This window comes from Pseudomonas sp. NPDC089530 (genome assembly GCF_050280705.1).
Taxonomy (GTDB): Bacteria; Pseudomonadota; Gammaproteobacteria; order Pseudomonadales; family Pseudomonadaceae; genus Aquipseudomonas.
Genome location: NZ_JBNNVU010000096.1, coordinates 1 through 21497, shown reverse-complemented (window position 1 = coordinate 21497; position 21497 = coordinate 1). Strand labels below are relative to the sequence as shown.

At 64.6% G+C, this 21497-nt stretch carries 21 protein-coding genes; 8 read left to right on the top strand and 13 right to left on the bottom strand.

What is annotated here, in order from left to right:
* The 6 genes from ACQKQA_RS25505 to ACQKQA_RS25480 all read right to left on the bottom strand — a co-directional run.
* A partial coding sequence (locus ACQKQA_RS25505) for an FtsW/RodA/SpoVE family cell cycle protein (RefSeq protein WP_427563734.1) occupies positions 1-288 on the bottom strand: 288 nt, incomplete at its 3' end.
* A 31-nt stretch (positions 289-319) separates the two neighbouring features.
* Positions 320-2215: a penicillin-binding protein 2 gene (gene mrdA / locus ACQKQA_RS25500; RefSeq protein WP_427563732.1), complete on the bottom strand. Its 1896-nt coding sequence runs from the start codon at positions 2213-2215 to the stop codon at positions 320-322.
* Positions 2216-2227: 12 nt separating this feature from the next.
* Positions 2228-2695 (bottom strand): 23S rRNA (pseudouridine(1915)-N(3))-methyltransferase RlmH, encoded by a 468-nt coding sequence (gene rlmH, locus ACQKQA_RS25495; RefSeq protein ID WP_009051038.1) that lies wholly within the window; start codon positions 2693-2695, stop codon positions 2228-2230.
* 9 nt (positions 2696-2704) lie between these two features.
* Complete coding sequence (gene rsfS, locus ACQKQA_RS25490; protein WP_427563730.1) at positions 2705-3127, bottom strand: ribosome silencing factor; 423 nt, start codon at positions 3125-3127, stop codon at positions 2705-2707.
* Positions 3128-3187: 60 nt separating this feature from the next.
* Complete coding sequence (gene nadD / locus ACQKQA_RS25485; protein WP_427563728.1) at positions 3188-3832, bottom strand: nicotinate-nucleotide adenylyltransferase; 645 nt, start codon at positions 3830-3832, stop codon at positions 3188-3190.
* A complete protein-coding gene (locus ACQKQA_RS25480) occupies positions 3832-5097 on the bottom strand; it encodes a glutamate-5-semialdehyde dehydrogenase (RefSeq protein ID WP_427563726.1) in 1266 nt (421 codons plus the stop codon). Before ACQKQA_RS25480 ends, nadD begins: the two co-directional genes overlap by 1 nt.
* Before the next feature lie 176 nt (positions 5098-5273).
* Here ACQKQA_RS25480 and ACQKQA_RS25475 point away from each other — a divergent pair, with 176 nt between their 5' ends.
* Together ACQKQA_RS25475 and ACQKQA_RS25470 are read left to right on the top strand one after the other, a co-directional pair.
* Positions 5274-5960: a DNA-3-methyladenine glycosylase gene (locus tag ACQKQA_RS25475; protein WP_427563724.1), complete on the top strand. Its 687-nt coding sequence runs from the start codon at positions 5274-5276 to the stop codon at positions 5958-5960.
* Between the two features lie 94 nt (positions 5961-6054).
* Positions 6055-7371, top strand: a complete 1317-nt coding sequence (locus tag ACQKQA_RS25470; RefSeq protein ID WP_427563723.1) for a bifunctional DedA family/phosphatase PAP2 family protein — start codon at positions 6055-6057, stop codon at positions 7369-7371.
* A gap of 22 nt (positions 7372-7393) precedes the next feature.
* Here the strand turns inward: ACQKQA_RS25470 and ACQKQA_RS25465 are convergent, their stop codons facing one another.
* From ACQKQA_RS25465 to ACQKQA_RS25455, 3 genes are read right to left on the bottom strand one after another with little or no spacing between them, the layout of a single operon-like run.
* A complete protein-coding gene (locus ACQKQA_RS25465) occupies positions 7394-7984 on the bottom strand; it encodes an LON peptidase substrate-binding domain-containing protein (RefSeq protein WP_427563721.1) in 591 nt (196 codons plus the stop codon).
* Positions 7985-7994: 10 nt separating this feature from the next.
* Entirely contained in the window at positions 7995-8711 is a 717-nt protein-coding gene (locus tag ACQKQA_RS25460; RefSeq protein ID WP_427563719.1) for an LrgB family protein, read from the bottom strand.
* Positions 8708-9070 (bottom strand): CidA/LrgA family protein, encoded by a 363-nt coding sequence (locus ACQKQA_RS25455; RefSeq protein WP_427563717.1) that lies wholly within the window; start codon positions 9068-9070, stop codon positions 8708-8710. Before ACQKQA_RS25455 ends, ACQKQA_RS25460 begins: the two co-directional genes overlap by 4 nt.
* A 181-nt stretch (positions 9071-9251) precedes the next feature.
* Between ACQKQA_RS25455 and ACQKQA_RS25450 the strand changes: the two genes are divergently transcribed.
* From ACQKQA_RS25450 to ACQKQA_RS25440, 3 genes are all read left to right on the top strand, one after another.
* On the top strand, positions 9252-9707 hold the full coding sequence (locus ACQKQA_RS25450; RefSeq protein ID WP_427563716.1) for a MaoC family dehydratase: 456 nt from the start codon (positions 9252-9254) through the stop codon (positions 9705-9707).
* A 103-nt stretch (positions 9708-9810) separates the two neighbouring features.
* Positions 9811-11529, top strand: coding sequence for a C13 family peptidase (locus ACQKQA_RS25445; RefSeq protein ID WP_427563714.1), 1719 nt, complete (start codon positions 9811-9813; stop codon positions 11527-11529).
* A gap of 28 nt (positions 11530-11557) precedes the next feature.
* Complete coding sequence (locus ACQKQA_RS25440; RefSeq protein WP_427563712.1) at positions 11558-12199, top strand: oxidoreductase; 642 nt, start codon at positions 11558-11560, stop codon at positions 12197-12199.
* 39 nt (positions 12200-12238) lie between these two features.
* On the opposite strand, the gene ACQKQA_RS25435 is transcribed toward ACQKQA_RS25440, so the two are convergent.
* The 4 genes from ACQKQA_RS25435 to ACQKQA_RS25420 all read right to left on the bottom strand — a co-directional run bounded on the left by ACQKQA_RS25435 (position 12239) and on the right by ACQKQA_RS25420 (position 16608).
* Positions 12239-12526, bottom strand: a complete 288-nt coding sequence (locus ACQKQA_RS25435; protein ID WP_427563710.1) for a YceK/YidQ family lipoprotein — start codon at positions 12524-12526, stop codon at positions 12239-12241.
* A complete protein-coding gene (ubiX, locus tag ACQKQA_RS25430; protein ID WP_427563709.1) occupies positions 12519-13151 on the bottom strand; it encodes a flavin prenyltransferase UbiX in 633 nt (210 codons plus the stop codon). Before ubiX ends, ACQKQA_RS25435 begins: the two co-directional genes overlap by 8 nt.
* On the bottom strand, positions 13148-14497 hold the full coding sequence (mpl, locus tag ACQKQA_RS25425) for a UDP-N-acetylmuramate:L-alanyl-gamma-D-glutamyl-meso-diaminopimelate ligase (RefSeq protein ID WP_427563707.1): 1350 nt from the start codon (positions 14495-14497) through the stop codon (positions 13148-13150). Before mpl ends, ubiX begins: the two co-directional genes overlap by 4 nt.
* A gap of 188 nt (positions 14498-14685) precedes the next feature.
* The gene (locus ACQKQA_RS25420; protein WP_427563706.1) at positions 14686-16608 is read right to left on the bottom strand and encodes a sigma-54-dependent Fis family transcriptional regulator; all 1923 of its coding nucleotides are present in this window, start codon (positions 16606-16608) and stop codon (positions 14686-14688) included.
* 315 nt (positions 16609-16923) lie between these two features.
* Between ACQKQA_RS25420 and exaC the strand changes: the two genes are divergently transcribed.
* The 3 genes from exaC to ACQKQA_RS25405 form a co-directional block, all read left to right on the top strand.
* Entirely contained in the window at positions 16924-18444 is a 1521-nt protein-coding gene (gene exaC / locus ACQKQA_RS25415) for an acetaldehyde dehydrogenase ExaC (RefSeq protein WP_427563704.1), read from the top strand.
* A gap of 254 nt (positions 18445-18698) precedes the next feature.
* A complete protein-coding gene (eat, locus tag ACQKQA_RS25410; protein WP_427563702.1) occupies positions 18699-20069 on the top strand; it encodes an ethanolamine permease in 1371 nt (456 codons plus the stop codon).
* 163 nt (positions 20070-20232) lie between these two features.
* A partial coding sequence (locus ACQKQA_RS25405) for an ethanolamine ammonia-lyase subunit EutB (protein ID WP_427563700.1) occupies positions 20233-21497 on the top strand: 1265 nt, incomplete at its 3' end.

The following is a 21497-nucleotide window of genomic DNA, read 5'->3' as shown; positions in this document are numbered from 1 at the left end:
GGCGCCCATGGCGTTGTGTCCCATGACATCCACCACCACCAGCAGCACCACGCCGAATACATAGGCCAGCGGCACCCAGCGGGCCATGAACCGCGGTTCGAACTGGGCAATGACGATCATCGACACCAGGCCGATGCCGAACGAGGTGGCCTGCTTGCCCAGCAGGTCCCAACTCTTGCCGCTGGCCGAATACAGGACGAACAGGCTGCCAGCTGCCAGGGTCAGCAGCAGAACCAGCAAGGGACCGTCGATGTGCATGCGCTGCAACAGCGTCGCACGGCGACGCATCACGTCCTCGCTGGACAGGATGCGATCGAAATTACTCTTCACGGGCCGTAGCCTCCGCACTGATAGGGCCGGCAAATTCGGGCTTGAGCTGGCCATTCGGGCCAAGGAGCCAGGCGTCCATCACCTGGCGCACCACCGGGGCGGCCACGCCGGAGCCGGACTCGCCGTTCTCGACCATGACCGACACCACGATCTTCGGGTTTTCCGCCGGCGCGAAGCCCACGAACAGGGCGTGGTCGCGGTGGCGTTCCTGGACCTTGGAGCGGTCGTACTTCTCACCCTGCTTGATCGCGACCACCTGGGCCGTACCACTCTTGCCGGCGATCCGGTAAGGCGAACCGATGGCCGCTTTGCGCGCCGTGCCGCGGGCGCCGTGCATCACCTGCTGCATGCCGTGGTTGACCTTCATCCAGTCCGACGGGTCGCGCAGGACGATGTCCGGCATCGGGTTCTCGTCCACCGGCTTTTCGCCCTCGATGGTCTTGGCCAGGTGCGGGCGGTTCCATTTGCCCTTGTTCGCCACCAGCGCCGTGGCCTGGGCCAGTTGTAGCGGGGTGGACTGCATGTAGCCCTGGCCGATCCCGAGGATCAGCGTCTCGCCCGGGAACCAGGCCTGGCGCCGGGTGACACGCTTCCACTCCCGCGACGGCATCAGACCCGGCGACTCCTCGAACATGTCCAGCGAGACCTTCTGGCCAATGCCGAACTTGTTCATGTAGGCCGACAGGCGATCGATCCCCAGCTTATGGGCCAGGTCGTAGAAATAGGTGTCGTTGGACCGCATGATCGCCGTATCCAGGTCGACATAGCCGTCACCGGTGCGGTTCCAGTTGCGGTACTTGTGATCGTAGTTGGGCAGCATGTAGTAACCCGGGTCATAGACCCGCGTGGAAGCCGTCACCACCCCGGAATCGAGACCGGCGATCGCCACCGCCGGCTTGATGGTCGAACCCGGTGGATACAGGCCGCGCAGCACCCGGTTGAACAGCGGACGGTCGATGGAGTCGCGCAGTTCGGCATAGGCCTTGAAGCTGATGCCGGTGACGAACAGGTTCGGGTCGAAGCTCGGCTGGCTGACCATGGCCAGCACCTCGCCGGTGCTCGGGTCCAGCGCCACCACCGCGCCGCGCCGGCCGCCCAGCGCCGCCTCGGCGGCTTCCTGCAATTTGATGTCCAGACTCAGGACAATGTCCTTGCCGGGAATCGGGTCGGTACGCTTGAGCACCCGCAACACGCGGCCGCGTGCGTTGGTCTCGACCTCTTCGTAGCCCACCTGGCCGTGCAGTTCGGGCTCATAGAAGCGCTCGATACCGGTCTTGCCGATATGGTGGGTGCCGGCATAGCTCACCGCGTCCAGGGTCTTCAGCTCTTTCTCGTTGATCCGCCCCATGTAGCCCACCGAGTGCGCGAAATGCGCCCCCTGGGGGTAATGACGAACCAGCTGCGCCACCACTTCCACCCCGGGCAGGCGGAACTGGTTGACCGCAATCCGGGCGATCTGCTCTTCGTTGAGCTCGAACAGGATCGGCACCGGCTCGAACGGCCGGCGCCCCTGTTTCATGCGTTTCTCGAACAGCACCCGGTCTTCCGGTGTCAGCTCCAGCACCTCGACTATGACGTCGAGTACCTGGCGCCAGTCCTCGGCGCGTTCGCGGGTCATGCTCAGGCTGAAGCTCGGCCGGTTATCGGCCACCACCACGCCATTACGGTCGAAGATCAGGCCGCGGGGCGGCGGAATCGGCTGGACGTGAACCCGGTTGTTTTCCGACAGGGTCGAGTGATAGTCGTACTGGATCACCTGCAGGTAATACAGGCGCGCGATCAGTACCCCGATCAGGCACACCACCGCGATTGCCCCGAACACGACCCGGCCACGCACCAGACGGGCGTCTTTTTCGTGGTCCTTGATACGGATCGGCTGGGACATGAGGGGTGCGGACTATTTGTGATAGGGGTGCCCGGACAGGACTGTCCAGGCGCGATACAGCTGTTCGCCGATCAGGATCCGCACCAGCGGGTGCGGCAGGGTCAGCGGCGACAGCGACCAGCGCTGATCGGCCCGCGCGCAGACTTCCGGCGCCAGCCCCTCGGGGCCGCCGACCATGAAGTTCACGGTACGCGAGTCGAGGCGCCAGCGATCCAGTTCCACCGCCAGTTGCTCGGTGCTCCAGGGCTTGCCGTGCACCTCGAGGGTGACGATCCGCTCGTTCTGGCCGACCTTGGCCAGCATGGCTTCGCCCTCCTGACGGATGAAGCGGGCCACATCGGCGTTCTTGCCACGGGTATTGAGCGGTATTTCCACCAGTTCCAGCGCCAGTTCGGATGGCAGACGCTTGGCATACTCGTGCCAACCTTCTTCCACCCACTTGGGCATGCGTGAACCGACAGCGATCAGACGCAGGCGCACAGCCGTCCCTTATTGCTGGTCTTTGTTGAGCTTGGCGAAGTGCTCATGGCTGTGTTCCGGGCTGTGGTGCTTGCCATCGGCCGCACGGCTCTGCTCGGCACCCTGCCACAGGCGTTCCAGGTCGTAGAACTGGCGTGCGGAGGCGGTCATCATGTGCACGATCACGTCGTCCAGGTCCAGCAGCACCCAGTCGCTGTCGCCCTTGCCTTCTTCACCCAGCGGGCGCACACCCTGGGCCTTGACCATTTCGCGGACCTTTTCCAGCATCGCGCCGATCTGGCGGTTGGAAGTACCGGTGGCGATGATCATGTAGTCAGTGATGCTCTGCTTGTCGCGAACATCGATCACCAGGATGTCCTGGGCCTTGACGTCTTCCAGCGCGGCGACTGCCACCTTGACCAGATCTTCGCCTTTCATTACTTGGTTAGTCATATAAAACTCGTTCAGCTCGTATGTTTGGAGCGTTGCACGGCACGTGCCGGCAGCGCTCCTTCAGTTCGGCCCACGGTACAGACCGTGGGCATCGATGTAGGCCAGGACCGCGTCAGGCACCAGGAAACGTACCGACTTACCGCTGGCCAGCAGTTGACGGATCTGGGTGGCGGACACCGCGAGCGGCGTCTGCCAGACGAATGCAATGTGTCCACCCGGCCCTTGCAGGGCCAGGGGATCGCTCACCGAGCGCGCCGCCAGCAGGTTGCGCAAGGCATCCGGCGGCTCGCTGTCGGCATCCGGGCGTTGCAGCACCAGGATGTGGCAATGCTGGAGCAACTCTTCCCAGCGATGCCAGGTAGGCAGGCCGCAAAAAGCGTCCCAGCCCAGCAACAGGAACAACTGGTCGTCCGCGGCCATTTCGGCGCGCATCTGTTCCAGGGTGTCTATGGTGTAGGACGGTTTGTCCCGCTTCAGCTCGCGGTCGTCCACCACCAGGGGGGCGACGCCGGCCACCGCGCACTCGACCATCGCCAGGCGATCCAGGGCCGAGACCTGCGGCGTATCGCGATGGGGCGGTCGCGCGCTGGGTGTCAGGCGCAGCTCATCGAGCCCCAGCGAATCGGCCACCTCCAGCGCGCTGCGCAGGTGACCGATATGCACAGGGTCGAAGGTTCCGCCCAGCAGACCGATACGTTTGCTCATCAAGTACGCACATGGCCGTCGCCGAAGACGACATATTTCTCACTGGTCAGCCCTTCCAGGCCGACCGGGCCGCGGGCGTGCAGCTTGTCGGTGGAAATACCGATCTCCGCGCCCAGGCCGTATTCGAAGCCGTCGGCAAAACGGGTCGAGGCATTGACCATCACCGAGCTGGAATCCACCTCGTTGAGGAACCGCCGGGCGTCGCTGAAGTTCTCGGTGACGATGGCGTCGGTGTGCTGCGAACCGTAGGTATTGATGTGCTCGATGGCCGCATCCAGGCTGTCGACCACCAGGATCGACAGGATCGGCGCGGTGTACTCGGTGCGCCAGTCTTCTTCGGTGGCGGCGATCACATCGTCGCCCAGCAAGGCCCGGGTACGCGGGCAACCGCGCAGTTCGACCTTCTTGTCGCGGTAGATCGCGGCCAGCGGCGGCAGCACGCGCTCGGCGATACCGGCGTGGACCAGCAGGGTCTCCATGGTATTGCAGGGGGCGTAACGCTGGGTCTTGGCGTTGTCGGCGATGCGGATCGCCTTGTCCAGGTCGGCGGCCACGTCGATGAATACATGGCAGACGCCGTCCAGGTGCTTGATCACCGGCACCTTGGCATCGCGGCTGACCCGCTCGATCAGGCTCTTGCCGCCCCGCGGCACGATCACGTCGACGAACTCGGGCATGGTGATCAGCGCGCCAACGGCAGCGCGGTCAGTGGTTTCCACCACCTGCACCACCTGCGCCGGCAGACCGGCCACCGCCAGCCCTTGCTGGATGCAGGTGGCAATGGCGCGGTTGGAATGGATCGCCTCGGAACCGCCACGCAGGATGGTGGCGTTGCCGGACTTCAGGCACAGGCTGGCGGCGTCGATGGTCACGTTGGGGCGCGACTCGTAGATGATGCCGATCACGCCCAGGGGCACGCGCATCTTGCCCACCTGGATACCCGAAGGCAGGTAGCGCATGTCACGGATTTCACCGATGGGGTCAGGCAGCTTGGCTACCTGACGCAGGCCTTCGATCATTTCGTCGATGCGCACCGGGGTCAGCGCCAGACGATCGAGCAGTGCCGGTTCCAGACCATTGGCCCGGCCGTTGGCCAGGTCCTGCTCATTGGCGGCGCTCAGCTCGGGGCGAGCAGCGTCCAATGCATCGGCGGCCGCCAGCAATGCGCGGTTCTTCTGCGCAGTGGTGGCACGGGCGATCACCCGCGAAGCTTCGCGGGCAGCGCGACCCAAACGGGTCATGTAGTCAAGAACGGACTCAGTCATGGTCTGCAGTGGTCTTGGCAAAGAGGAAAGCGGCTGATTATAGCTGTCGCGTCGGCCCACGGACAGCGCTCACGGGCGGATGGTCGAAATGGATGGCAAATACCCTTCGTTCAGCCTGAATTAAGCCTGGAATTGATATTATTCCGACCCATTTCCCGTCATCGCGCTTGGCTACCATGTCCAATCTGTCCACTCCGGCACTGCCCAAGGCCCTGCCCGACCGCTTTTTCGATCGAGATGCCCAGGTCCTGGCCCGTGAACTGCTCGGCAAAATTATCCGCCACCGGGTCGGCGACCTGTGGTTGTCGGCGCGCATTATCGAAACAGAAGCCTATTACTGCGAGGAAAAAGGCAGCCATGCCTCCCTCGGCTACACAGAAAAGCGTAAGGCTTTGTTTCTGGATGGCGGGCACATCTATATGTACTACGCCCGCGGCGGCGACTCCCTGAACTTCAGCGCCCACGGCCCGGGTAACGCGGTGCTGATCAAGTCGGCCTATCCCTGGGTCGACGAGGTCTCCGGCCCCGCCAGCCTGGCGCAGATGCTCCTGAACAACCCCGATGCCAGCGGCCGACCGCGCCCGTCGCAGAAGCTCTGCGCCGGTCAGACCCTGCTGTGCAAGGCTCTGGGCCTGAAAGTCCCGGTGTGGGATGCCAAGCGCTTCGACCATGAAGTGCTGTTCGTCGAAGATGTCGGCGCCCCCATCGCAAGTATCATCCAGACCACCCGCCTGGGCATTCCCCACGGCCGCGACGAACACCTGATGTACCGCTTTGTCGATGCGGCCTATGCCCCCTACTGCACCCGGAACCCGCTACGCCGTGGCCAGCTTGAAGGCCGCGACTATTTACTGCTCGATTGATCCCCTGCCCAGGAACCGGCGCGCCCGCGGCTAGCCTTAGGGCAGGCAAACCCGTTCCTGGCCTTGAACCCCTGAATGACCGGAGTCGAAACCTATGGGCCAATGGCTCGATGGAATAACTGGCTGGCTGACAATGAACCCCCAATGGCTGGCGGCAGCCGTGTTCATCGTCGCGGCCGTGGAGTGCCTGGCGATCGCCGGCCTGATCGTGCCAGGCACTGTGCTGTTGTTCGCCATTGCCGTCATGGCCGGCAGCGGCGCACTGTCCCTGGGCGAAACCCTGATGCTGGGGTTCTTCGGCGGCCTGCTCGGGGATGTGGTGTCCTACCTGCTGGGCCGGCGTTTCCATCAAAACATCCGGCGCCTGCCAGGCCTGCGCCATCACCCGGAATGGATCAACGGCGCCGAAGCCTATTTCCAGCGTTACGGCATCGCCAGCCTACTGGTCGGACGCTTTATCGGCCCCTTGCGGCCCATGCTGCCGATGGTAGCCGGGATGTTCGACATGCCGTTCCCGCGTTTTTTTGCCGTCAGCCTGCTGGCCGCCGCCGGCTGGAGCGTGGCCTACCTGCTGCCGGGCTGGGCCACGGGCGCGGCTATCCGCCTGCCCTTGCCTGAAGGTTTCTGGCCGCAGGCGGGGATAGTCGCCGCCAGCATCGCCGTGCTGCTGGGCTTGAGCATCAACAGCAGCATGCGCCGCCAGCGTCAGGCTACCCTGCTGATCGCCGGCCTCAGCCTGGCGGTCCTGGTGGGACTGTTCATCGGCTACCCCTACCTGAACCATTTCGACCGGGGCCTGATGCCCCTGGTCCAGGAACACCGCAGCCCGGCACTGGACGAGGTGATGGTGGTACTCACCCAGTTCGGCGAGTTCCGCACCATGTTGTTCGCCAGCGCCCTGGTCACCCTATTGTTGCTGGCGACCCGGCAATGGCAGCAAGGGATCTTCGCCGCCGCCACGCTGCTGTGCACCGCGCTGGCCAACACCGCCACCAAGCACTTCTTCGCCCGGGTCCGCCCGGAAGTCCTGACCGACCCACTGACCAGCTACAGCATGCCCAGCGGGCACAGCTCCGGCGCCTTCGCCCTGTTCCTGACCCTCGCTGTGCTCGCCGGCCGCGGCCAGCCGCCGCGCATGCGCCTGACCTGGCTGCTGCTGGGCAGCCTGCCGGCGGCGGCGATTGCCTTGTCACGCGTTTACCTGGGGGCGCATTGGCCCACCGACATCCTGGCCGGCGCCATGCTGGCCGCCTGCGTGTGCGCCGCCAGCCTGTGGCTCACCCAGCGCCAAGCCCCGCTGACACCCATGCCGGCCAAGATCTGGTGGCTGGTGTTGCCCGCGTTGATCGCGTTGTTCGGGTTCGAGGCCGTCCGGCATCTGCCGCATGCCCTGCTGCGTTATGCGTATTGAGGTGCGATAACCGCCGGCAGGATCAGGCGAACAGCTCGCCCTGCAACTCGTCCAGCAAGGCCTGGATCGCATCCAGGCGTTGTTGTGGGTCGTCCAGTTGCAACAGGTCGATCTTGTCCAGTTCGGAAAACGGCAACAGGTAGGCCAGCTGGTTGGCCAGGGATTGCTGGCCAGTGGCTTCGGTGCCCATGTTCAGGGCTTCGACCATCGGGTGTTCGGCCAGCGCCTTGAGCAAGGCGATCAGGTCGGCGTCCTCATCCTGCAGCGGCTGCTCCGGCGCCTCGTCCAGCCACTGGACCTGCGCCACCCGCAACTGGTCGCGCTGCACTTCGCTGCTCAGCACCCGGAAACGCCGCCCGCCCTTGACCCGGATTCCCAGCAGACCGTTGTCCTGCTGATGAAAGTCGGTGATCAGCGCTTCACAGCCGACCCGCGCGAAACCTTCCGGGGCGATGCCCACCTCTTCGCCCTCGAGAATGCACACCACGCCGAAGCCGCTGCCCTGTTTCATGCAACGGCCGATCATGTCCAGGTAACGCGCCTCGAAAATCTGCAGATCGAGGATGCAGTCTGGGAACAGCACCGTATTCAGCGGGAAAAGCGCCAGGCTCATACAGGTTTCCTTAAACCACCAACGACACCGCCAACGGCAGGAAGACCGCCGTGGCCACACCCATGAGACTCATCGCCAGCGCCGCGAAAGCCCCGCATTCGTCACTTTCCTGCAGAGCCACCGAAGTGCCCACCGCATGCGCCGTCATGCCCAGCGCCATGCCCCGGGCTTCCGGGCTATGCACCTGCAGACGGTTGAGGATGGCCGGCCCGAAAATCGCCCCGATCACCCCGGTGATCAGCACGAAGACCGCGGCCAGCGCGGCGACGCCGCCAATCTGTTCGGCCACCAGCATGGCGATCGGCGAGGTCACCGATTTCGGCGCCATGGTCATCAGGATCATGTTCTCGGCGCCAAACCACCATCCCAGCAACACGCCCAGGCCGGTGGCCACCACCCCTCCAATCACCAGCGTAGTAAATATCGGCCAGAACAACTGTCGAATCCGCCGCAGGTTGAGGTACAGCGGCACGGCCAGCGCCACGGTGGCCGGCCCCAGGAGGATGCTGAGGATTTCCGTGCTCTTGCGGTACTCGGTGTAACTCAGGCCACAGCCGAGCAGCACGCCGATCACCAGCAGCATGGAGACCAGCACCGGTTGCAGAAAGATCCAGCGGGTTTTCTCGAAAGCCGCGAGGACCAGTTGATAGGCCCCCAGGGTAATGCCGATGCCGAACAACGGATGGTGGATCACCGACGCCCAGGCGCCGTGCCAATCGAAGCTCATTGGCCGTCCTCCCGAGCCCCGTGACGCTTGACCAGCCGCTGCATCAGCACGCCGACAAAGGCCATGGAGACCACCAGCGACAGCACCAGGGCGCCGACGATCGCCCAGAAATCCGCGGCGATATCCGCCGCGTACACCATCACCCCCACCGCGGGCGGCACCAGTAACAGCGGCAGGTAGCGCAGCAGGCTGGAGGCGGCCAGGTTCAGCGGCTCGCCCACCTCGCCGCGCGCCACCAGGAACATCAGCATCAGCAGCAGACCGACAATCGGCCCCGGCAGGATCGGCAGAAACAGATGATTGATCGCCGTGCCGAGCAATTGAAACAACACCAGCCATGTCAGACCGCGTAACAACATCCCCAATCCCCCCGAAAAAGCGCCGGGCATTATAAGCACGCGAGCACTATGGACCGGCATTCGCCAAAAGCATGGAAGGTTGACCGGAGCAAACCCCCATGATGATCTACAGTGGGTGGTCAGGGGGTACGTCCCCCGCCCCTTTAGAACGATAAAGCCGATAAACCCAAGGAGAGTCTCAATGCCGTATGTTCCTGTTGCAGAGCTCAAAGATTATGTCGGAAAGGAACTAGGACGTTCCGAATGGCTCACCATCGACCAGGAGCGCATCAACCTGTTCGCTGAAGCCACGGGTGATTATCAGTTCATCCACGTAGACCCGGCGAAAGCTGCCCAGACGCCCTTCGGTGGCACCATCGCCCACGGTTTCCTGTCGCTGTCGCTGATCCCGAAACTGATGGACGACATCATGATCCTGCCCAAGGGCCTGAAAATGGCCGTCAACTACGGCCTGGACAGCGTGCGTTTCATCCAGCCGGTCAAGGTCAACTCCAAGGTCCGTCTCAAGGTCGACCTGGTGGACGTCACCGAGAAGAAGCCCGGCCAATGGCTGCTCAAGGCCACCGCGACCCTGGAAATCGAAGGCGAGGAAAAACCCGCCTATATCGCCGAACCCTTGTCGCTCTGCTTTGTCTGAAAACGCCTCGATGCGAAACAGCTCACGCTGTTTCGCACAGCCTCTCTATATATAAGCCTCGTTGCTACGGCATACTCGGTCCCCTAATTATCCGGATCCCGCTATGCGCCCACTTGTACCCCTGGCTCTGACCCTGTTGCTCACCGCCTGTGGAGACGGCGAATCGTTGCTGCCTCCCGATGCCCGTCTGCCGGACGGTGGCCGCTACCGCGGCGAGCTGGTCAACGGGTTGCTGCAAGGCCAGGGGCGCATCGACTATCCCAACGGCAGCTGGTACGCCGGCCAGTTCGACAAGGGCCAGTGGCATGGCCAGGGCGAATGGCATGGCAGCGACGGCGAAGTCTATCGCGGCGAATTCCAGCAGGGCCTGTTCCATGGCCAGGGCAGCCTGACCACCAAGGACAGCAGCTACACCGGCGGCTTCAAACTGGGCCGCCGCGACGGTGAAGGCACCCTCAAGGAACGCGGCATGACCTACCGCGGCGAGTTCAAGGCCGACCTGTATTCCGGCCTCGGACGCCTCGAACTGGAAGACGGCAGCCAGTACCAGGGCCAGTTCGCCCGCGGCAAACCCAACGGCGAAGGCCAGCGCAGCGACGCCAGCGGCAACCAGTTCAGCGGCCACTTCGTCGATGGCCAGCTCGAAGGCAACGGCACCTTCGGCAGCGCCGACGGCGATCTCTACGTCGGCGGCTTCAAACAGAACCAGCTCAGCGGCAAGGGCCGCTACGAAAACGCCGACGGCGATGTCTGGATCGGCCAATTCAAGGAAGGCGCCCTCAGCGGCAAGGGCGAACTGATCGGCGTCGACGGCAGCCACTACGTCGGCCGCTTCAACGACTGGCGCTTCAGCGGCCAGGGCCGGCTGAACCTCAGCGACGGCAGCTTCTATATCGGCGGCTTCGAGGGCGACAACTACCAGGGCCATGGCGCGCTGGTGCTACGCGATGGCACCGTGCAAGGCGGCGACTGGATCAACGGCCTGCGGGTCCGCGATACCGACGGCAGGCTGTTGCCCGATCCGCTGGAGACCGGCCTGCTGGCCCAGGGTCGCCTGCTCGACGAAGCCCTCGCCGCGATACCGGCCTCGACCCCGGCCATCGAACTCTACAGCCTGACCCTGGCCGGCGACGGCAAGCAAAGCGTGTTTCTGCGCGAGGCGGATTACGTCAGCAACATGCTCGTCACCCGCTTCGGCGCCTACGGGCAGGTCCGCCTGGTCAACCATCGCGACCACCTCGACAACCGCCCCATGGCCACCCGGGAAAACCTGCGGCGCGCGGTCCAGACCCTGGCCGAACGCAGCGGCCCGGAAGACCTGCTGTTCATCTACCTGACCAGCCACGGCACCAGCGAACACGAACTGGTGCTCGACCAGCCGCGCCTGGAACTGGCCGACCTGCCGGCCGATGAGTTGGCGGCGGTGCTGGCACCGCTGAAAAACCGCGACAAGATCGTCGTGATCTCGGCCTGTTATTCCGGCGGTTTCATCCCCGCGCTCAAGGACGAACGGACCCTGATCATGACCGCCTCCCAGGCCGATCGCGTATCGTTCGGCTGCTCGGAAGAGGCCGACTTCACCTACTTCGGCGATGCCCTGTTCGCCCAGGCGCTGAACCAGACCGACGACCTGGAGCAAGCCTTCAAGCTGGCCAGGGCAACCGTGGCCGCCCGGGAACAGGCCGACAATTTCGAAGCATCCGAACCGCAGATCTGGGCGCCCAAGGGGGTCTTGGCGCACTGGCAGCAACTGCGTAAACAGCAAGCACGAAAGGCACTGCAGAGTGCCGCCAACGACAGCAAGGAAGCAAAGAGCAACTAAGCTGAAACAGTATCAAGGGGGAAACACTATGTACTTGACGCCTCAGCATATCTTGCTCGCCGGCGCGACCGGCCTGACGGGCGAGCACTTGCTCGACCGCCTGCTCAACGAACCCACGATAACCCGCGTACTGGCGCCCAGCCGGCGCCCCTTGAGCGAGCATCCCCACCTGCAGAACCCGGTCGGCGACCTGGCCACACTCTTGCCGGAACTCGGCGGCCGGGTGGACCTGGCGTTCTGCTGCCTGGGCACCACCATCAAGAAGGCCGGCTCCGAACCTGCGTTCCGGGCCATCGACCTGGACCTGGTGGTGGCCTTCGGCAAGCGCGCACGGGAAATGGGCGCGCGCCACCTGATCGTGATCAGCGCCCTGGGCGCCGACGCAAAATCCTCGATTTTCTACAACCGGGTCAAAGGCGAGATGGAACAGGCGCTGAAGGCCCAGGGCTGGCCGCAACTGACCCTTTGCCGGCCGTCGCTGCTGCTCGGCGACCGCATCGAGCCACGCTTCGCCGAACAACTGGCCGGCCCGCTGTCCAGGCTGATTCCCGGTAAATACCACGGCATCGAAGCCTGCCAGCTGGCCCGGGCCATGTGGCGCCTGGCCCTGGAAGAGCAGGATGGCGTGCGGATCGTCGAGTCCGACGAGTTGCGCAAACTGGGGAAATAACAACATCGCGGGCGTCGATCCGACTTGCTCGCGATGAAACTACAGCCCGCCTGTGGCCTGGAACCCAACCCCCAATACCGTCAGCACCGACAGCGGTAACAGCAGCGTGTCGAGCAAGGCGCTGGCCGGCAGGTCGACACCCGGATAACCCGGGGCTTCGGCGCCAAAACGATCCTTCGGGCAACAACCGCCCTGCAGCGCATACCAGTCCAGGCGCGTCCCGGAATACACCACCGGCGCCCCCGGCTTGGCTGCGTTCAAGGTGCGGGCCGTGGCGCAACCGCCCAGTTGCAGGGCGATCAGCAGGGCCAGCAGCGCCTTACTCATCGCTGCTCTGATGATGCTCGCCCCAACGCGGCAGCATGTCCTGGGGGATGTTCAGCAGGTTGAGGATCCGCGCCACGACAAAATCCACCAGGTCGTCGATGGTCTGTGGCTGGTGATAGAACCCCGGAGAGGCCGGGAGAATGGTCACGCCCATGTTCGACAGCTTGAGCATGTTCTCCAGGTGGATGCTGGAGTAAGGCGCCTCGCGCGGCACCAGGATCAGTTGGCGGCGCTCCTTCAGGGTGACATCCGCCGCCCGCTCGATCAGGTTGTTGCACGCCCCCGTGGCGATGGCCGACAAGGTGCCGGTGGAACATGGCACCACCACCATCGCCGCCGGCGAACCGGAGCCCGAGGCCACCGGCGACATCCAGTCTTCCTTGCCGTATACCCGGATCTGCCCGTCCGCCGCGCCGGTGTACTCGGTGAGGAAGGCCTGCATGGTCTGCGGCTTGGCCGGCAGGGTCACGTCGGTCTCGGTCGCCATCACCAGTTGCGCGGCCTTGGAGATCAGGAAGTGCACTTCGCGATCTTCGCGCACCAGGCAATCCAGCAGGCGCAAGCCGTACTGGGCGCCCGAGGCACCGGTCATCGCCAGGGTGATGCGTTCCGGACCGTTGTTCATCGCAGCGCCTCGGCCAGCTTGCCGTGCAGGCCGCCGAAGCCGCCGTTGCTCATGATCACCACATGGGTGCCCGGCTGGGCCTGGCTCTTCACCCGCGCGATGATGCCTTCCAGGGAGTCGCTGACAATCGACGGCACCGTGCACAAGGCAGCGGTGGCGCCCAGGTCCCAGCCGAGGTTGGCCGGCGAGTACCAGATCACCTGGTCGGCCTGGTCGACGCTTTCCGGCAGCCCGTCGCGGTGGGCACCGAGCTTCATGGAGTTGGAACGCGGTTCGATGATCGCGATCAACGGCGCGTCGCCGATGCGCTTGCGCAGGCCGTCCAGGGTGGTGGCGATAGCGGTTGGATGGTGCGCGAAATCGTCATAGATGGTGATGCCACGGACCTCGGCCACCTTTTCCATGCGGCGCTTGACGCTCTTGAACGCGCTCAGCGCGGCGATGCCCATGGCCGGCACCACGCCGACATGCCGTGCCGCGGCCAGGGTAGCCAGGGCATTGGCGACGTTGTGCTGACCGGTCAGGTCCCATTCGACCACGCCCTGGGCCACGCCTTCGAACATCACTTCGAACTTCGAGCCGTCCTCGCTGAGCAGCTTGACCTGCCACTGGCCGCCCGCGCCGGTGGTTTGTACCGGGGTCCAGCAACCCATCTCGATCACCCGCTGCAGGGCTGGTTCGGTGGTCGGGTGGATGACCAGGCCTTCGCTCGGGATGGTTCGTACCAGATGGTGGAACTGCCGCTCGATGGCCGGCAGATCGGGGAAGATGTCCGCGTGATCGTACTCGAGGTTGTTGAGGATCGCGGTGCGCGGACGGTAGTGGACGAACTTCGAGCGCTTGTCGAAGAAGGCGCTGTCGTATTCGTCGGCCTCGATCACGAAGAACGGGGTGCCGCCCAGGCGCGCCGACACCGAGAAGTTCTGCGGCACGCCACCGATCAGGAAGCCCGGGCTCATGCCCGCATGCTCCAGCACCCAGGCCAGCATGCTGCTGGTGGTGGTCTTGCCGTGGGTACCGGCCACGGCCAGCACCCAGCGGCCTTGCAGCACATGGTCGGCCAGCCATTGCGGGCCGGAAACATAGGGCAGGCCCTTGTTCAGCACATATTCCACCGCCGGGTTGCCGCGGGACATGGCATTGCCGATCACCACCAGGTCCGGCGCCGGATCGAGCTGGGCCGGGTCGTAGCCCTGGGTCAACTCGATACCCTGGGCCTCGAGCTGGGTGCTCATCGGCGGGTAGACGTTAGCATCGGAGCCGGTGACATGATGGCCCAGTTCTTTGGCCAGAACCGCCATCGAGCCCATGAAGGTGCCGCAAATACCGAGAATATGAATGTGCATAGAAGGCCTCGTAAAACATCGAGGCAGGTTAGCGTAGAGGGCTGCAAATCGCACTCTTTAGCTGATGAGGGAACAGCATCGGTTGGGCGGCTGCGCCGCCTATCGCGGGCAAGCCTCGCTCCTACAGAGGAAATGCGCATCATCTTCTGTAGGAGCGAGGCTTGCCCGCGATGAAGGCTCACGCGGTATCACGCCTGACGCGCGATCCCATGCTTGCGCAGCTTTCTGTAGAGGGTGTTGCGGCTCACCCCTAGTTGCTCGGCGGTGTGCGTCATGTGCCAGCGCTGCTGCTCCAGGGCATTGAGCAAGGCCAGGCGCTCGGCATCGTCCAACGGCGACTCGCCCGCCTCCTCGACAGCCGCCGGCACGGATAGCAGACGGTTCTGGCGAATCATCGCCGGCACATCCTCCAGGCCGATGCGTCCGTCTTCACAGAGCGCCGCCAGGGTCCGCAGCACGTTACGCAATTGCCGCACGTTGCCCGGCCAGTGGAAGTCCAGCAGGGCCTGGCGCGCCGGGCCATCGAGCGCCACCGGTTGATCGCCGGCCTCCTGGGCCAGGAGAAAGTCCAGCAGCTGGGATTTGTCGCTGCGTTCGCGCAGCGCCGGCAAGCTGATCTCCAGGCCGTTGAGGCGATAGTACAGGTCCTCGCGGAAGCTGCCGTCCCGCACCCGCTCCAGCAGGTCGCGGTGGGTGGCGCTGATGATGCGCACGTTGACCGCCTGCGGCTCGCCGCCGATGGGCACCACCATGCGGTCTTCCAGCACCCGCAACAGGCGGGTCTGCAAGGCCAGCGGCATGTCGCCGATCTCGTCGAGGAACAGGGTGCCGCCATCGGCCTGCTGCAACTTGCCGCGCATGCCCTCCTTGCGCGCGCCGGTGAAGCTGCCGCCGCGATAACCGAACAGCTCGCTTTCGATCAGGCTTTCCGGGATCGCCGCGCAGTTCAAGGCCACGAAGGCGTGTTCCGCCCGCTCGCTGGCCTGGTGCACCGCCTTGGCGAACGCCTCCTTGCCAGAGCCGGTTTCGCCGTTGATCAGCAGCGGCACATCGCGCTCGAACACCCGCAAGGACTTGCGGAAGTCGTTTTGCAGCGCCGCGTCGCCCAGGCAGATCCCGGGCAGGCGCGGACGCTCCAGCGCCAGCGCGCTCGGCAGCACCGGTTTCGGCACGCTGCGTGGCTGGCCACGCAACACCGCGAACAGCGGCCGGCCATCCCGGGTGCGCAGCGGCCAGCTGGCGCTGGCATTGACACTGGCACGGCCCAGCAGCTCGTCCAGGGTGCAGTCGAAAAACGCTTCCACCGGCTGGCCCAGCAAGCCACCGCGGATATGCCCCAGCAGGTTCAGGGCACTCTGGTTCACCGCACAGATCCGCCCTTCGCCGTCGAAGGCCAGCAAACCTTCGCTGAACAGACCGACGGACTCGGCCTGCAGGTGAAAACGCAGCAGCCACTGGTTGTCGAAATAACGCAGGAAATAGCAGCTCTCGATCATCTTCGCCGAGAGGTTGACCAGGGCCATGGTGTGGAACTGGCTCTGGCGCGACACGTCCGGGCGCGCCGAGGATACATCGAGCACCGCCAGCAGCTCGCCATGCGGATCGAACACCGGACTGGCCGAACAGGTCAGGCCGGTGTGGCGGCCACGGAAATGTTCGTCCTGGTGGATGGTCAGGGCCTGGCGCTCCACCAGGCAGGTGCCGATGCCGTTGGTGCCTTCGCAGGCCTCGCTCCAATCGGCGCCGAGCCAGAGCCCGGCGCGTTCGAAAATCTTGCGCTCGGCGGGCGCGGTGACGCAGTTGAGGATCACCCCGCGGGCATCGGTCAGCAGCACCGCATGACCGGCGCCGGACAACTGCTGGTGCAGGCTGGTCATCTCGCTGCCGGCGATCTGCAAGACCTGCCGCAGGCGCTCGCGGCTTTCCAGCACGCGGCCATGTTCCAGCACCGTGGGCGCCATGCTCAGGGCCGGGTCGAGGTGATAGTCCTCCAGGCAGCGCAACCAGGAGCGGGCAATGGAAGGATCGCTGCCAGGCCCCTGCAGGTGGGCCTTGCCTTGGGTCACGGTCAGCACTTGCTGGGCGTGCCGGGTGAGGTGATTGCTGTGCATTTCTTATTGTTCTCCTGCGGCGCGGACAGCGGCGGCGGCAAAGGATTCAGATCGGAGCGAAGCCGAGCATCCTCCTGCGCCGGCTTTATTGCAATGCCGCCTCGACCAATGAGTCACAGGCTGTGCCACACGCGGTACAAAGTGTCACCCGAGCTGTGCCACAACTGCCACAGACACTCGGTGCGCGATCGCCGAAACATTCGTAAACCTTTGATTTACCTGGTCTGCAACGCAGTGGCCCGGGCTTTGCTCTACGCTCTGTCAAGCGCAACAGCGCGTCCTCCCAATAAGCACAAAAGCCAGGAGATACCCACCATGCGTTATGCACACCCCGGTACTGAAGGCGCTATCGTTTCGTTCAAGAGCCAATACGGTAACTACATCGGCGGCGAATTCGTCGCGCCTGTCAAAGGCCAGTACTTCACCAATACCTCGCCGGTCAACGGCCAGCCGATCGCCGAATTCCCCCGCTCCACTGCCGAAGACATCGAAAAAGCCCTGGACGCCGCCCATGCCGCCGCCGATGCCTGGGGTGCCACTTCGGCACAGGCCCGCTCGCTGATTCTGCTGAAGATCGCCGACCGCATCGAACAGAACCTCGAACTGCTGGCCATCACCGAAACCTGGGACAACGGCAAGGCCATCCGTGAAACCCTGAACGCCGACATCCCCCTGGCCGCCGACCACTTCCGCTACTTCGCCGGCTGCCTGCGGGCCCAGGAAGGCAGCGCCGCGGAAATCGACGGCAATACCGTGGCCTATCACATCCACGAACCGCTGGGCGTGGTCGGACAGATCATCCCGTGGAACTTCCCGCTGCTGATGGCCGCCTGGAAACTCGCGCCGGCCCTGGCCGCCGGCAACTGCGTGGTGCTCAAGCCGGCCGAGCAGACCCCGCTGGGCATCTGCGTACTGCTGGAACTGATCGGCGACCTGCTGCCGCCAGGCGTGCTCAACGTGGTGCAAGGCTTCGGCAAGGAAGCCGGCGAGGCCCTGGCCACCAGCAAGCGCATCGCCAAGATCGCCTTCACCGGCTCGACCCCGGTGGGCTCGCACATCATGAAATGCGCGGCCGAGAACATCATCCCGTCCACCGTGGAGCTGGGCGGCAAGTCGCCGAACATCTTCTTCGCCGACATCATGCAGGCCGAGCCAAGCTTCATCGAAAAGGCCGCCGAAGGCCTGGTGCTGGCGTTCTTCAACCAGGGTGAGGTCTGCACCTGCCCGTCCCGGGCCCTGGTGCAAGAGTCGATCTACGACGAATTCATGCAAGTGGTGATGAAGAAGGTCGAGCAGATCAAGCGCGGCGACCCGCTGGACACCGACACCATGGTCGGCGCCCAGGCGTCCGAGCAGCAGTTCGACAAGATCCTCTCCTACCTGGAAATCGCCAAGGGCGAAGGTGCGCAACTGCTGACCGGCGGCAAGGTGGAAAAACTCCAGGGCGACCTGGCCAGCGGTTATTACATCCAGCCGACCCTGCTCAAGGGCCACAACAAGATGCGCGTGTTCCAGGAAGAAATCTTCGGCCCGGTGGTGAGCATCGCCACCTTCAAGGACGAAGCCGAGGCCCTGGCCATCGCCAACGACACCGAGTTCGGCCTCGGCGCCGGCCTCTGGACCCGCGATATCAACCGTGCCTACCGCATGGGCCGGGCGATCAAGGCCGGTCGCGTATGGACCAACTGCTACCACCTGTATCCCGCCCACGCGGCGTTCGGCGGTTACAAGAAGTCCGGCGTCGGCCGTGAAACCCACAAGATGATGCTCGACCACTACCAGCAGACCAAGAACCTGCTGGTGAGCTACGACATCAACCCGTTGGGCTTCTTCTAAGCCTGAGGCCAGGACGAGGCCGCTGACGCGGTTTCGTCCTGGCGGCTCTTTCGCGAGCGGGCTTGCTCCCACAAGGAGCGCTACAAGCCTTTGCAGGAGCAAGCTCGCGACAAACCCGGCCATTTCACCGCAAAACCGCAGACAAGCCCTCGCCAGTCGCCCCGAACGCTCTGGCATGGGCTTTGCGTGCCCGTCACCCCGACAGTGACGACTGAAAGTCCATTGATCGAACAATAAAAAGACAGCGAGGACTTATGACTTCTACAACGCAGCTCAAACCCACCCTCGGCACCCTGCACCTGTGGGGCATCGCCGTGGGCCTGGTGATCTCCGGCGAATACTTCGGCTGGAGCTATGGCTGGGGCACCGCCGGCACCCTGGGTTTCCTCATCACCGCCCTGCTGGTGGCGGCCATGTACACCTGCTTCATCTTCAGCTTTACCGAGCTGACCACGGCCATCCCCCACGCCGGCGGGCCCTTCGCCTACAGCCGCCGGGCCTTCGGCGAAAAAGGCGGCCTGATCGCCGGGATCGCCACCCTGATCGAGTTCGTCTTCGCACCCCCGGCCATCGCCATGGCCATCGGCGCCTACCTCAACGTGCAGTACCCGGGGCTGGACCCGAAAGTGGCCGCGGTCGGGGCCTACTTCGTGTTCATGACCCTGAACATCCTCGGCGTCAGCATCGCCGCCACCTTCGAGCTGGTGGTCACGGTCCTGGCCGTGGCCGAGTTGCTGGTGTTCATGGGCGTGGTCGCGCCGGGCTTCAGCTTCAGCAACTTCGTGCTCAACGGCTGGTCCGGCTCCAGCGATTTCAGCATGGCCGCGGTCCCCGGGATCTTCGCCGCGATCCCCTTCGCCATCTGGTTCTTCCTGGCCATCGAGGGCGCGGCCATGGCCGCCGAAGAAGCCAAGGACCCGAAACGCACCATTCCCCGGGCCTATGTCAGTGGCATCCTGACCCTGGTGTTCCTGGCGATCGGCGTGATGGTCATGGCCGGCGGCGTCGGCGACTGGCGCCAGCTGTCGAACATCAACGACCCGCTGCCCCAGGCGATGAAGGCCGTGGTCGGCCACAACTCGACCTGGATGCACATGCTGGTGTGGATCGGCCTGTTCGGCCTGGTGGCCAGCTTCCACGGCATCATCCTCGGCTACTCGCGCCAGTTCTTCGCCCTGGCCCGCGCCGGCTACCTGCCCCGCGGCCTGGCCAAGCTGTCGCGCTTCCAGACCCCGCACCGGGCGATCCTGGCCGGTGGCGTGGTGGGCATCGCGGCGATCTACAGCGACGGCCTGGTCAACCTGCAAGGCATGACCCTGACGGCGGCGATGATCACCATGTCGGTGTTCGGCGCCATCGTGATGTACATCATCAGCATGCTCAGCCTGTTCAAGCTGCGTAAGACCGAACCCAACCTGGAGCGCACCTTCCGCGCCCCGGGTTACCCGGTGGTGCCGGCCATCGCCCTGGTCCTGGCGCTGGTCTGCCTGGTGGCGATGGCCTGGTTCAATACCCTGATCGGCCTGATTTTCCTGGGCTTCATGGCGGCCGGCTTCATCTACTTCCAGCTGACCGCCAAACAACGCAACGAGGCACCGGCGGACGCTATGCTCACAGGTATCTGACTTGCACCTGCGCCGGGCAGCCGCCCGGCGCACGCTCCATTGCGGCGCAGAGCCCTTGCCCGCGATGCGGGCGCTGTTACCGACGCATCGCGGTGCTGCTATCGCGAGCAAGTTCGCTCCTACAGGGGCAGAAGACGTTCACATGTTCAGGAGGACACCGCCCATGGCCGCATTTGCCCACACCGTCGGCGCCCAGACCTACCGCTTCGACAGCCTCAAGGAGGTCATGGCCAAGGCCAGCCCGGCGCGTTCCGGGGACTTCCTGGCCGGCGTCGCCGCCCTCAACGACGGCGAGCGGGTCGCCGCGCAAATGACCCTGGCGGACATTCCGCTCAAGCATTTCCTCGAAGAAGTGCTGATCCCCTATGAATCCGACGAAGTCACCCGGCTGATCATCGACACCCACGACAAGGCCGCTTTCGCTACCGTCAGCCACCTCACGGTCGGCGGCTTGCGCGACTGGCTGCTCAGCGACGCCGCCGACGAACGGAGCCTGCGTGCCCTGGCGCCGGGCCTGACCCCGGAAATGGCCGCCGCCGTGTCGAAGATCATGCGCGTCCAGGACCTGGTGCTGGTGGCGCAGAAAATCCGCGTGGTCACCCAGTTCCGCGGCACCCTGGGCCTGCGCGGGCGGCTGTCGACCCGCCTGCAGCCCAACCACCCGACCGACGAACCGGCGGGCATCGCCGCGAGCATTCTCGACGGCCTGCTCTACGGCAACGGCGACGCCATGATCGGCATCAACCCGGCCACCGACAGCATCGCCTCGATTTGCGCCCTGCTGGAAATGCTCGACGCCATCATCCAGCGCTACGAAATCCCCACCCAGTCCTGCGTGCTGACCCACGTCACCACCTCCATCGAGGCCATCAACCGCGGCGTGCCGCTGGACCTGGTGTTCCAGTCCATCGCCGGCACCGAGGCAGCCAACGCCAGTTTCGGCATCAACCTGAATGTCTTGCAGGAAGGCTACGAGGCCGGCCTGAGCCTCAAGCGCGGCACTCTGGGGCAGAACCTGATGTATTTCGAAACCGGCCAGGGCAGCGCCCTCTCCGCCAACGCCCACTTCGGCGTCGACCAGCAGACCTGCGAAACCCGCGCCTACGCCGTGGCCCGGCACTTCAAGCCGTTCCTGGTCAATACCGTGGTCGGTTTCATCGGCCCGGAATACCTGTACAACGGCAAGCAGATCATCCGCGCCGGCCTGGAAGACCATTTCTGCGGCAAGCTCCTGGGCGTGCCCATGGGCTGCGACATCTGCTACACCAACCACGCCGAAGCCGACCAGGACGACATGGACACCCTGCTGACCCTGCTGGGCGTGGCCGGGATCAACTTCATCATGGGCATCCCCGGCGCCTTGAAGCTGGCCCAGGGCGCGGTGGTGCAATTGCAGAAGAGCTGGCACGCCTGGTGCCGGCAGCAGGA